The following is a 12,569-nucleotide window of genomic DNA, read 5'->3' as shown; positions in this document are numbered from 1 at the left end:
CTTATTATTCAGAGCGATTTGTGGTATAGTTAGTCTAATTTTTTAGTAGGAGGGGATGAGATGAAGTGGAATGCGACAACTTATGATAACCATCATGACTTTGTGGCAGAATATGGGAAAGGGCTTTTGGAACTTATTCCCCAGAAAAAGGTGCAACGAATCCTTGATATAGGTTGTGGCACAGGAACATTAACCCAACAATTAGCTGAATATGGCGAAGTGCTAGGTATTGATGGCTCAAAGGAGATGATTGCACAAGCCAAGGCGCATTATCCAGAAGTGAATTTTCAAGTGATGGACGCCTTACAATTGTCCTTTGAAAATGAATGGGATCTAGTTTTTTCCAATGCTGTTTTTCATTGGATTCATAATCAGCGCCAGTTAATAGTAGTGATTCATCGTTCATTAGTCGAAGGTGGACAACTTATTTGTGAATTTGGCGCATACGGAAATATTCAAATCATTGAAGAAAGTTTTCAAATGGCGTTAAAAAAATTTGGTTATACGTATCAATCAAAGTTTACATTTCCTAAAACGGCAGAATTTGCGCAGTTGTTAGAAACACAAGGTTTTATCATTGATGCTATTTTTGACTATGATCGTCCTACCGTGTTAACAGATGGTGAGCAAGGATTAGCTATTTGGGGACAACAATTTTTTGAAACAGAATTAGCCAAATTTTCACTAGAGGAACAAGAACAACTAATGACTGCATTTGTGGAAGCAGCACGTGACAAATTATGGCAAGGCAATGCTTGGATTGCAGACTATCGTCGTTTACGTGTAGTCGCCCATAAATAAGTGACTGTTTGCAATCGTTTGAAAATCTTGCTTGCTATGCTTGTCTGGAAAGAAGGGATAGCATGGATCGACGACAACAATTAGTCAGTGAGTTAATGGATTTATGCCATGAAATTACATGGTTAAATAAACCGATATTGGAAAAAGCACTGAGTGACTATACATTAAGTGAAATTGAATTGATTGAACATATTGCGCTAATTCCTTATGCGAATGTCACGAAATTAGCAGCGGCTAGTTATATGACACGTGGTGCTATTAGCAAACTAACCAAAAAATTAATGAATAAAGGCTTGATCGAAAGCTATCAGCAAACCGACAATAAAAAAGAAATTTATTTCCGTTTGACCAACAAAGGACAACAAGTAAATCAAATTCATCAAGAACTGCATCACACATTTCTTGAAAGAGATCAAATCGTTTTTGAGAATATGACAGATGACGAGTTTGATACTGTGTTTCGTTTTATTGGACGTTATCGACACCATTTAAAAAATATCACGCGTGAGTGATATTTTTTTGAAAGATTATTATTGACGGGGATACTGGATATTTTCTCACAAGCAGTGATCATGCCAAGGTTATTACAAGTATTAACCGATAAAAAAATTGCGATGCTTGGTATGATGAGTGAAATTGTTGGTTATAGTTTGCTTGTCATTTCGGCTATGGTTCACGTATCTTTGTTTTTTATTATAGGGATGATTTTATTTGGCATTGGCGATGCCATCTTTGGACCGGCATTTAATGGCTTGCTTTCTAAATCAGTAACAGACAGTGAACAAGGTCGAATCCAAGGCGGTGCACAAAGTATTCAATGTGTTAGGACCAGTGTTAGGCGGACAATTATACGCGATGATTGACCATAGTATGCCTGCACTGATGGGGGTGCTATTCATTAGTGTAGCTGTTCTTATTTTAAACAAACAGTGAACGAAATTCTTTCAAGGATTTTGTTTTTTTCGTATGATGAAACGAAAAGGTGTTCAAAGGAGATGATTACAATGGAACAAACATTTGAAGAATATATTCAAGAACTAAGAAACTGCACACTTTGTAAAGACCGACTAACGCCAGCACCCATATTTTTAGGGAATCAACAGTCAAAAATTGTTCATATCAGTCAAGCACCGTCTCATAATGTTGCTATCACACAAAAACCATTTAATGACGCATCAGGAAAAAAATTGCGGGAAACATGGTATCAGATTTCAGATGAGCTGTTTTATAATCCCGATAATTTTTGTTTTACCTCAATTGGTTTGTGTTACCCTGGCAAAACTAAAAATGGTGGCGATAAGCAACCGCCAGCTATTTGCGCAAAGACTTGGTTGCATCGTACGTTATCATGGGTCGATAACGAATTATATATACTCATTGGTGCTAAAGCGGCAAATCATTTCTTCAAAGGGCAAGATTTTGCTGACTTGGTTTTTCGTGACCAAGAAATTAATGGGAAAAAAGCACTCGTATTACCGCATCCATCACCATTAAATATCAAGTGGTTTAAAAATCATCCTGAATTTTATCAAACGAGAGTGGGAGAGATTCGCGCTGAAATACAGATGGTTTTAGAAAAATAATCAAAGAATTAGTGATAATGTTTTATTTGTTTATAATACTTAGTTGCAAAAAGAACACTGTCGCTGAGATGTTAAATTAATTGAGTTTAATAGCTAGTTTAAAAAAAATAAAACGGGTATAATTATTAAGATTTTGGAGTAAAGGAGGAATTAAATGGCTCAGATGTTGGATGTTACAAGACGAGAAATAAAGTATCGCGTATCAGTAATGACTGCTTTACATGCACAACAATTTTTATCGAAAGTATTGCCACAAGATGATTATAATGGGACAGATGGTTACCTTGTACGTTCTCTTTATTTTGATAGTTTATATCATGATGATTTAGAAGAAAAATTGGAAGGAATTGAAGAACGTCAAAAAATACGTTTGCGTATTTATTCTCCACAAGATCAAACAGCAAAACTTGAATTAAAAGAAAAAAATGGCGATTGGCAACAAAAGCGCTCTCTAATAGTTAGCAAAGAAGACGCACAAAAACTGATTGAGGGTGAGTATTCTGTTTTACAAAAAATGAATCATCCATTAGCACAACAATTGTATTATAAAATGACGACGGAGCTTTATCGGCCACAAGTGACGGTACAATACAATCGGTATGCATTTATGTTAGCTGTCAATGATACCCGCGTGACATTTGATCAAAAACTCGTTGCTAGTGAGAGTAATTTTGATTTGTTTGGTGAAATTGATAGTTTTTATCCAGTAGGTTTTCCAGATGATGTTACGTTGGAAATAAAATACAATCATTTTTTATTATCACATGTGCGCGAATTGTTAGATACTATTGATAAATCATCGTTGTCTTATAGCAAATATGTCATGTCGCGTTTTATTAGTCATGCAACTGAATAAATGGAATAAGGGAGAAAAATTATGAGAGATGTTTTATTAGAATTATTACAATCCAATCAAGGCGCTTTAACTATTCAAGATATCATTTTAAACTTTGTTATTGCAGGAATTTTAGGGCTAGTTATTTATTTATCCTATCGCATTTCGCACGCTGGAGGAATGTATAGTACAAAATTTAATGTATCGTTAGTGATGCTAACCTTGATTACTACTTTGGTTATGAATGTTATTGGAAATAATATTGCGCTATCTTTAGGGATGGTAGGTGCCTTATCTATTGTTCGTTTTCGAACAGCAATTAAAGATTCACGGGATACTGCGTATATTTTTTGGGCCATTGCTACAGGAATCTGCTGTGGCGTACAAGAATATATCATTGTGTCGATTGGTTCAGGTGTAATTTTTCTGTTTTTAATTTTATTTGGAGCAGTGAAGAGTAATGAACGTTATTTGTTGATTATTCGCGGTGAGAGTGTCTCTGAAAATAATATTGAACAAGAAATTGAACAGTTGTTTTTAGGAAAAGTACGTTATCGTGTCAAAAATATTAGTAATGGTTCGCTTGAATATATTTATGAAATCTCCGAAAAACAATTACAAGCAGCTGATAAAAAAGTAACTTCAGTGGCAACACATTTAAGTACTATCTCGGGAATAAAAACAGTAAACATTGTTAGTCAAAATGATGAAATGAGTCGATAGGTCGTGAAGGAATGAAATATAATCGTAAAAACACAATTGGAGCTATTCTGATATTGCTTTTATTAGTTATTTCTATTGCATTATTTACAACTATCCCTCAATACCATAAAAAAATTAGTATTTATGAACAGCCCCTAACAGAAACTGGTGTTCAAGCGAATCCTTTAAAAGGGATAAATAATCAATGGGAAGTGGACAAAAATTTTTCAACAGAACTGCCAATTGTTATCATTGATACAGGAAATGAAAGACCACCGATTAGTATGAAGAAAGAAGGAACTGAGGGGATTTTTGTCCCTATTCCAGGTGTAGAACCTTATCGAGCGGGTTCTTTAAAACTTATTAATACTGGCAAAGAAAATCATATTACTGATAATCCTGAAGTAGAAAGCTTGATTCAAATAAAACGACGAGGGAATAGTTCGATGCTTTATGAAAAAGCACAATATTTGGTAAAGTTAGTTTCTGAATCGGGACAAGATCGTTATATAGATTTTTTTAATATGGGAGCAGATCATGAATGGATATTAAACGGTTCTCTGATGGACAAAAGTATGATGCGAAATTATTTAGCTTTACGATTAACAGACAAAATAATGCCATATACACCAGAATCCATTTATACAGAAGTCATTTATCATGAAAATGGTCGTTATTATTATGAAGGTGTTCATTTGCTTATGGAAAATATTCGCCAAGGTGAGGATAGAGTAGCGATTGAACCTACTAAAAATTCTGATTCATTTCCTTCTTATATTGTACGACGAGATCGAACAGCTGAGGAGGAAAATATTTTAGATACTTGGGCAACTAGAGAAAAACTCAGTGAAAATTACTTAGGCTTAATTTATCCAAGTAAAAAAAATGCGACACAAAAAGAAATTGATTACGTGACAGAAGATATCAGCCAAATTGAGAAAATTCTTTATTCAGATGATCCAGATGTTTTTGCCACCTATTCTCGTTATATTGATGTTTCATCATTTGTTGATTATTTTTTGGTTAATGAATTTTTTGGAAGTTATGATGCTGGAATAAACTCGACATATATGTATAAAGATAAGGGACAGAAATTAAAAATGGGCCCTGTATGGGATTTCGATGGTACAATGGATAATTATTTTTATGAACCCTTAGAATACAAAGTAACGGCTTTTCAAGTAAAACCTTGGTTTAATTGTTTAATTAAAGATCAGCATTTTGTTGAGCTTTTGAAAAAACGTTATGCAGAATTACGACGAAATGTATTTTCTGATGAAAATTTTTTAAATACAATTGATATGATTCAAGCACATTTAGGAAGTGCCATTGATAGAGAATGGTCACGCTGGGGACATATTTATACAACCAAAAATAGATTAAGTTTAGAAAATTTTGGTAAAAATGATGAACTTGTGCGAAATGCAGTGGAATATCGTGTGGAAATGTACCGTCTCCAAACGGCTATTTTAAAACATGGAACCGCTATCGGACCATATTTAAACATATTAGAAAAAGACACGAAAATAGATACAGGGGTAAGTTATTATATGCCGTTGATATTATTAGTTGCTGTCCTTGGATTTGCTTTACCAGCATTTAAAGCGTCAAGAAAATAGGAGGACTGAAAAAATGCGATTTGAAACAATTTCGTTTGTTACAATTTTTTTGCCAATAATGTTAATTTTGTATTATAGTGCCAGTCGTTTTTTGCGTATTCAAAATGTGATTTTACTTTTAGGGAGTATGTTGTTTTATTATATTGGCACAATGCATCGTTTTTCTTTCATCATTTTATTAAGCTGTATCGTTTGGAATTGGTTAGCTGGAATTTATATCGAATATGAGTCTAACAAAGGCAAAAATGCTAAATTAGCTCTTATTATTAGTATAAGTGGCAATGTATTATTGCTTTTTGTTTGTCGCTTGCTTGACTTATTTCCGTCTATTACAAATCAATTATTTAACAATTGGCTATTGCCTCTAGGTATTTCATGGTTTATTTTGCAAGGTATTGGGTATTGTATAGAAGTATTTCTTAAAGAAGTTTCTGCTGAAAAAAACATTTTTACTATTGCTTTTTATTTGCTGTTTTTCCCAAAAATTGCTTACGGCCCATTAATTGATTTTTCAATGATGAAACAGCAAATAAATAAACGTATATTCCAATTAAAAATATTTGAAGAAGGTAGCCAACGATTTATTATTGGTTTAGCTAAAAAAGTTTTAATTGCGGATCAGTTTTCTTATTTTTTGAATTACGCTTTTGTCCAATCTTCACTAGATAATGCCGTGACACAACCATCTGTATTGCTCATGTGGTTTGCGTTATTGGTGAATGGAATGTTTTATTATTTCACGTTATCTGGATATGCAGATATGGCTATTGGGTTAGCTAAAATGTTTGGTTTTATTTTACCAGAAAATTTTTCTAGTCCTTTTGTCGCTACCTCTTTAACAGAGTTTTGGAAGCGGTGGAATATGACTGTCATTCGTTGGTTTAGAAAATATTTTTCTAATCTTGTAAATCTAAATAAAAATCGTGACCAAATTATCGTGAATTTATTGATTGTATGGTTACTAATTGGACTATGGCAAGGATTGGGTTGGCAATTTGTGTTATGGGGAGCATTTAATTTTGTTGTTTTGATAGTCGAACATTTCTTTTATTTTAATGAAATTAAATCGCATATCATTTTGCGTAGGTTTTACACAATTCTACTTGTCTTTTTGGGGTTTATTTTTTTGAGAACAGAATCACTTTATCACGTAGGCCAATTTTTTGGTGATTTATTGGGATTGAATAATAATGGGTTTTACGATGCACGAGTTTTTGCATTTTTAAAAGAATTATGGTTACCGTTCCTTGCAGCAAGCTATATTATGTTTGTGCATCCAATTATCAAGGATAGAATTGCTACCAATAATATGGTGAGGGTAGGGAATATAATTGGCATTATTTTCCTTTATGTATTGTGTCTATTATTTATGTTATTAGGATTTCAATTAGATCAATTATTTGTTTAGAAAGAGAGGAAATGATTAGCTATGAAAAAAGAAAGCATCTTTATTGTTTTGCGAATTATTATCTTCTCATTAATAACTGTGATTGTAGGAATTCTATCCGTACAATCATCCTTGAATAAATTAAGAGAAAATCAACAAGAGTTGTTTTCAATATCACAAAAAGAATTAGAAAAAATTTTAGTCGATGAAATACCATATAAGAGGCAATTGCGGAATTTGTATTCTTTAGGGTTACGTGCACAAGACAAAGCAGAAGCTCGTGATTTTTATATTACTAAAACAGAAGATGGCTATCTTCAACAAGCGAACTACTTTGCGGAAATTAACCCCAATATTGCGACGTATGCAAAACGATTAGCAAAGATGAATCAAGCTTTAAAAGAACAGACATCGCTACTTTATGTTGGTACATCAGGAAAGTATATTCGTGGTGTTAGCCAGATTAGATCAGGCTATCCTACCAATGATATGGTATTACGTAATTTAGATGAATTATTTTTAGAGTTATCTTATCGACAAATCAATACACTAGATTTACGTCGTTCAGTTCCAGAAGAGCGCAACAAGTATCAACAAAATTACTACCGCACACATAGTATTTGGACTGATGTTGCTGCATTTCATGCAACTATTCAGATTATGAATGAACTACAGACGAAAAAAATAATTGTCGATTATGCTAAACCGTATGCTTTAGAAAAAAACTATCAAAAAGAAGTTTATCCGCAAAAAATGTTGGGAGATCAACTTCATTCTACAGGGAAATATTTTACCGATAGTGATGATTTAATCTTACTAACTCCTAAGCTTCCAGTTGATTTAACGTATACCGACTTATCTACAAATCAGACGCGTCGAGGAGAATATTATCAAAGTGTAATTAATCCAGTTGAATATGCTAGAAAAGACACGTCATATTTTAATGCTTCAAAAATTTATTTTGGCACAGACCCTAAACATTTCAAAATTGTTAATAATCAAATAGGAAATGGCGGAAAGATTTTATTATTAACTGATTCATATTTTTTAAATATTTCACCATATTTAGCGTTAATGAATCAAGAAATTGAAGTAGTTGTAACAGAAAGTGCTTCTGAATCAAAAATTGAAAAATTAGTAGAAGATGGGAATTTTGATGTTGTGCTAGTAGCATCACAAAGTGTCTCTATTCAAGATTCCTTTTTTAATTTTTATAAGTAGATAGAGGTGAGAAAGATTAGAATAAAAGTTTTAAAACAAAGTTGGTTCATTTTTCGCTTTATTCTCTTTATCGGTGTATTAACAGGTGCTTTTTTTCTTATTCGTTATCACAATACAGAAAAAGATAATACCAAATCGGTCGATGTGTTTTTCCTTTCGACAGCCAATGATGCTAACGCTACGTTAATCAAACAAGGAGGGAACACGGTATTAATCGATACAGGGGAAGAGGAAGATCACAAAGCATTACTGAATCTATTACAAGAAAATGGTGTAACAAAGATTGATTATTTGATTTTGACTCATCCAGACAAAGATCATATTGGCGGTGTTTCGACTATTGTAGACAATTTTGAAGTATCTCACGTGATTATGCCTTATTATGGTAAAGATCATGCTAAATTAGCAAAAATAACACAAGAATTAATTGCTACAGATAGTTCGATTACGTATCCTTCAAGACCACGTAATTTTAGCTTAGGTGCATTAAAATTAACGATTTATCCACCTTTAGAAAGACACTACAAGAAAGATAATAATTATTCACTGGCTACCTTGATTACACATCAGCAAATAAATATGTTATTTGTGGGTGATAGTGAATCCAAACGCTTACAAGAATTAATGCAAGTAAATTGGCCTACGATTGATCTATATTTGGTCGCACATCATGGGCGCGCCAACTTATCCTCAAAGAGTTTTATTGAACAGATTAAACCACACATAACAATTACAACAGCGAAAAAAAATGATTCAGAAGTCCAAGAAGCATTAGAAAATGTGTCTTCGATTAGTTATTTTACAAATAAACAGACCTTGCATTTTGAAAGTGATGGAAAAGAGATTAAAAGGAGATAAACCATTATGAACTTGGGAGAAAAAGAAATTGTCGATGTAAATCCACCAATTTATCAAAAAGAATCAAAAATTAAAGTTTATCGGAATCAGTTGTGGGTACTGTTGACAGTCATTTTAAATATTATTTATTTGTATTGGCGGATTCGCTATACATTGCCATTAGAATTTGGGATTGTTTCGATCATTATTGGTGTGTCATTGATTATTGTTGAAGTATTAGGTGCATTAGAGTCAATTGTTCATTACTATAACATGCATAAAATCGAAAACCCACCTGTTCCAGATGTTCCATTAGAACTATTTCCAGATGTGGATATCTTTATTGCGACTTATACAGAACCAATGGATTTACTTTATAAAACAATCAATGGTTGTAAACATTTGGAATATCCAGATAAATCAAAAGTTCATATTTATTTATGCGATGATGGTCATCGACCAGAAGCGAGAGAATTGGCAGAATCAATGGGCATTCATTATTTGGATCGACCTGATAACAAAGGTGCCAAAGCAGGAAATTTGAATCATGCCATGAGTAAAAGTACTTCTCCTTTAATTTTGACTATGGATGCAGATATGATTCCACGTCGCATTCTATTAATGCGATTAGTGCCATATTTTGTCGATGCATGGTTAAAAAATGAAGGTAAAGATGAGAAAAATCAAATTAAAATGGGGTTTGTACAATCCCCTCAAACGTTTTATAATCCAGATTTATTTCAATATTTTCTGTTTTCAGAAAATCGTATTCCAAATGAACAAGATTATTTTTATAAAGATGTACAAGTGTCGAGAAATCGTTCTAACAGTGTGATATACGGCGGTTCAAATACATTGATTAGTCGTGATGCTTTAAATGATGTGGGTGGCTTTTATGAAGAAGCAATTACAGAAGATTTTGCAACAGGGATGTTATTACAAAAGAAAAATTATCGTTGCTATGCAATGAATGAAGAATTAGCGAGTGGTTTATCGCCAACCGACTTTCCAAGCTTAATTCAACAACGAATTCGTTGGGCGAGAGGATGTATTCAGACTGGAAGAAAAATGCATATCTTTTTATCAAAGGGGTTTTCATTTTCTCAAAAAGCTAATTATTGGGCGTCTATTTGGTATTGGTATGCGCCAATCAAGCGATTAATCTATATTATGTCACCAATTATGTTCGCAACATTTGGTTATATGGTTATTAAAACAGATTTATTGAGTATTCTAATATTTTGGTTACCTATGTATTTATCTAGCACGATTACGTTACGCATGATGAGTCGAGAAATTCGAACAACAAAATGGACGAATATTTATGAGACAGCTATGTTTCCTTTTTTATTATTCCCGGTAATTGAAGAATTTTTTGGAATTTCTTTGAAAAAATTTAAAGTAACAAGAAAAGATGGTGTGAACACAGAGCAATCAAATAATTTATTGTATGCTTTACCATTTTTATTATTTATTATTTTGTCTATTATTGGTATTGTAAACATTATTTATATGATTTTAAGAAATGGTTCGATTGGCCCTATTGTTGTTTTATTCTGGTTGTTAGTTAATTTGTTTAATTTAGTGATGGCAACTTTTTTTGTATTAGGTCGAAAATTTCATCGTAAAAGTGAACGTGTGGCTATTTCTGAACCTGTTGTTTTAAAAACTGAGTATGAAGAGATAATCTGTGAAACATTAGATATTTCTGAAGGTGGAATCTCTATATGGATGGAAAATCCCATATTTATTGACGAGAAAAATGAGATTACGCTTGCCATTACGACAGATCATTATCATGCGGAAGTAACAGGTAAATTAGTTCATGTGGATGAATTTAAAGATGGGTGGAAATATGCTTTTCAAGTGGAAGAGTATCAAGAGAGTAAAGCAGATTATATGCAAATGCTCTATGACCGAGTGCATACACTACCTAAGAGTTTGCAGTCATCTCATAGTACATTTGATGACTTACGTTTGAATATTGTTCGCCGTATGCAACCGACAATTTACTTCAATCGAAAATCAGCTCGGATTGATATGGATGAAAAAATCCCTTTAGTGACAGGTGGATTTGTTACAATTGTGAACTTTAATTTTGAATATTTTGTAACAAATTCCCATGATATAGAGAAAGAATTTGAATGTGTGTTACCAAATGATGTGCATTTTAAATGTAAATATGTTAAAAACTTAATTAACGACAATAAACTTTATCAGATTGTAAATATTGATGAAATTGCAAAAAATTCACAACAAATGCTATTGGTTACACAATGGGCTCAACAGGCACGCAAAACCAAACAAGTAGAAGTTGAACCACAAACTGATGATACTAATTTGTTAGTTAATGATATATTAGGTGGTGTAGATGACGAAAATCATACCAAATAAAAAAATTTCTTTGTTCTTTGTATTATTAGGTATCACTCTATTCCTAGGAGGGTGCAATGTGCATCAAAAAAGTGAGGAAATACGTTTTGCAGAGCAATTGAAAGCTGGTTGGAATTTAGGAAATAGTTTTGATGCGCATAGTGTGGTGACACCGACCGATAATCCGACTGATTATGAGACTTATTGGAAAAATCCAGTGACCACACCTGAAATGATACAAGATATTCGTCAAGCGGGATTTCAAACGATTCGTATTCCTGTCACTTGGCAAGATCATGTGGATGACAATTTTGTGATTGATCAAAAATGGTTAAATCGTGTAACGGAAGTTGTTGATATGAGTTTAGATGCTGGTTTTTATGTGATTTTAAATGCACATCATGATGACTGGTATACGCCAGATGAAGCGCATCTTCCATTAGCAATTGAGAAGATGAAAACGTTATGGACTCAAATTGGCACCCATTTTGCCAAATACGATGAACATTTATTATTTGAAAGCATGAATGAACCACGTTTAATTGGAACAGGTGATGAATGGGCAACGGGTCCTTATGAATCACAACAAATTGTCAATCAATTAAATGCGGTGTTTGTAGAGACGATTCGTCAATTGGAAGGCAACAATGCCGAGCGCTATTTGTTATTACCAACTTATGCCGCCCGTTTTGAAACAGCTGCGCTTGAGGCTTTTGAATTGCCTCAAGGAAAGCATCTCATGGTCTCTATTCATCCTTATGCGCCCGCCTATTTTACACAAGATGACCAAGAAGGAACGACGTTTAATCCAGAGAATTCTGAAGATATGAGTGCCTTGGAAACTTTCTTCTCAGATGTTGATCGTTTATTCATTCAGAAAGGGATTCCAGTCGTATTAACTGAATTTGCAGCAAGTGACAAAAATAATTTAGACGCTCGTATGGCTTGGACGAAATACATTGTTGATAAGAGTCGGGCGTTAACTATTCCTTATATTTGGTGGGATCCAGGAGGCGACAATCCTGACCAGCCCACGTTTAGTTTATACAACCGTTACAAGCGACAATGGTTGTTTCCTAAACTTGTAGATATTTTAGTAAAATAAGACACTAGGATGTAGTATTCTAGTGTCTTTTTTGTTATATATCTACTGTCGTCTAAATTAATTATAAATATTCAAAATCCACTATGTTATAATTTAAAGATATTTA

12 protein-coding genes are annotated in these 12,569 nt (G+C 33.2%); all 12 read left to right on the top strand.

Features of this window, described 5'->3' with window-relative positions; all coding sequences use genetic code 11:
• Positions 1–60: 60 nt before the first annotated feature.
• The gene (locus PYW32_RS09685) at positions 61–801 is read left to right on the top strand and encodes a class I SAM-dependent methyltransferase (RefSeq protein ID WP_016174496.1); all 741 of its coding nucleotides are present in this window, start codon (positions 61–63) and stop codon (positions 799–801) included.
• A gap of 62 nt (positions 802–863) precedes the next feature.
• On the top strand, positions 864–1,313 hold the full coding sequence (locus PYW32_RS09680; protein ID WP_016174497.1) for a MarR family winged helix-turn-helix transcriptional regulator: 450 nt from the start codon (positions 864–866) through the stop codon (positions 1,311–1,313).
• A 60-nt stretch (positions 1,314–1,373) separates the two neighbouring features.
• Positions 1,374–1,664, top strand: a complete 291-nt coding sequence (locus PYW32_RS09675; RefSeq protein WP_016174498.1) for an MFS transporter — start codon at positions 1,374–1,376, stop codon at positions 1,662–1,664.
• Positions 1,665–1,805: 141 nt separating this feature from the next.
• A complete protein-coding gene (locus tag PYW32_RS09670) occupies positions 1,806–2,384 on the top strand; it encodes a uracil-DNA glycosylase family protein (protein ID WP_016174499.1) in 579 nt (192 codons plus the stop codon).
• Between the two features lie 154 nt (positions 2,385–2,538).
• Entirely contained in the window at positions 2,539–3,240 is a 702-nt protein-coding gene (locus PYW32_RS09665) for a polyphosphate polymerase domain-containing protein (RefSeq protein ID WP_016174500.1), read from the top strand.
• A 21-nt stretch (positions 3,241–3,261) separates the two neighbouring features.
• On the top strand, positions 3,262–3,942 hold the full coding sequence (locus PYW32_RS09660) for a DUF4956 domain-containing protein (protein ID WP_016174501.1): 681 nt from the start codon (positions 3,262–3,264) through the stop codon (positions 3,940–3,942).
• A gap of 11 nt (positions 3,943–3,953) precedes the next feature.
• Positions 3,954–5,540, top strand: a complete 1,587-nt coding sequence (locus PYW32_RS09655; RefSeq protein ID WP_016174502.1) for a CotH kinase family protein — start codon at positions 3,954–3,956, stop codon at positions 5,538–5,540.
• Between the two features lie 13 nt (positions 5,541–5,553).
• A complete protein-coding gene (locus tag PYW32_RS09650) occupies positions 5,554–6,948 on the top strand; it encodes an MBOAT family O-acyltransferase (RefSeq protein WP_016174503.1) in 1,395 nt (464 codons plus the stop codon).
• Between the two features lie 21 nt (positions 6,949–6,969).
• Entirely contained in the window at positions 6,970–8,148 is a 1,179-nt protein-coding gene (locus PYW32_RS09645) for an alginate O-acetyltransferase AlgX-related protein (protein ID WP_016174504.1), read from the top strand.
• Positions 8,149–8,154: 6 nt separating this feature from the next.
• Entirely contained in the window at positions 8,155–9,006 is an 852-nt protein-coding gene (locus PYW32_RS09640; RefSeq protein WP_016174505.1) for a ComEC/Rec2 family competence protein, read from the top strand.
• A gap of 6 nt (positions 9,007–9,012) precedes the next feature.
• Positions 9,013–11,379: a glycosyltransferase family 2 protein gene (locus PYW32_RS09635; protein WP_016174506.1), complete on the top strand. Its 2,367-nt coding sequence runs from the start codon at positions 9,013–9,015 to the stop codon at positions 11,377–11,379.
• Between the two features lie 58 nt (positions 11,380–11,437).
• Positions 11,438–12,463 carry a glycoside hydrolase family 5 protein gene (locus tag PYW32_RS09630; RefSeq protein ID WP_245558516.1) on the top strand — a complete coding sequence of 342 codons (1,026 nt, stop codon included), beginning with the start codon at positions 11,438–11,440 and terminating at the stop codon, positions 12,461–12,463.
• Positions 12,464–12,569: the final 106 nt, after the last annotated feature.

The sequence above is a fragment of the Enterococcus saccharolyticus subsp. saccharolyticus genome (assembly GCF_029023825.1).
In the GTDB taxonomy this organism is placed as follows: Bacteria; Bacillota; Bacilli; order Lactobacillales; family Enterococcaceae; genus Enterococcus_F; species Enterococcus_F saccharolyticus.
Note: the sequence above shows the minus strand (reverse complement) of the source record. Positions and strands in the feature narration are given on the sequence as shown.

Excerpts from the sequence above, each read along its gene's own strand:
- PYW32_RS09670 (WP_016174499.1), top strand. The coding sequence starts at position 1,806 with ATGGAACAAACATTTGAAGAATATATTCAAGAACTAAGAAACTGCACA.
- PYW32_RS09635 (WP_016174506.1), top strand. The coding sequence starts at position 9,013 with ATGAACTTGGGAGAAAAAGAAATTGTCGATGTAAATCCACCAATTTAT.
- PYW32_RS09660 (WP_016174501.1), top strand. The coding sequence starts at position 3,262 with ATGAGAGATGTTTTATTAGAATTATTACAATCCAATCAAGGCGCTTTA.
- PYW32_RS09655 (WP_016174502.1), top strand. The coding sequence starts at position 3,954 with ATGAAATATAATCGTAAAAACACAATTGGAGCTATTCTGATATTGCTT.
- PYW32_RS09680 (WP_016174497.1), top strand. The coding sequence starts at position 864 with ATGGATCGACGACAACAATTAGTCAGTGAGTTAATGGATTTATGCCAT.
- PYW32_RS09665 (WP_016174500.1), top strand. The coding sequence starts at position 2,539 with ATGGCTCAGATGTTGGATGTTACAAGACGAGAAATAAAGTATCGCGTA.
- PYW32_RS09685 (WP_016174496.1), top strand. The coding sequence starts at position 61 with ATGAAGTGGAATGCGACAACTTATGATAACCATCATGACTTTGTGGCA.
- PYW32_RS09650 (WP_016174503.1), top strand. The coding sequence starts at position 5,554 with ATGCGATTTGAAACAATTTCGTTTGTTACAATTTTTTTGCCAATAATG.
- PYW32_RS09675 (WP_016174498.1), top strand. The coding sequence starts at position 1,374 with ATGCCAAGGTTATTACAAGTATTAACCGATAAAAAAATTGCGATGCTT.
- PYW32_RS09645 (WP_016174504.1), top strand. The coding sequence starts at position 6,970 with ATGAAAAAAGAAAGCATCTTTATTGTTTTGCGAATTATTATCTTCTCA.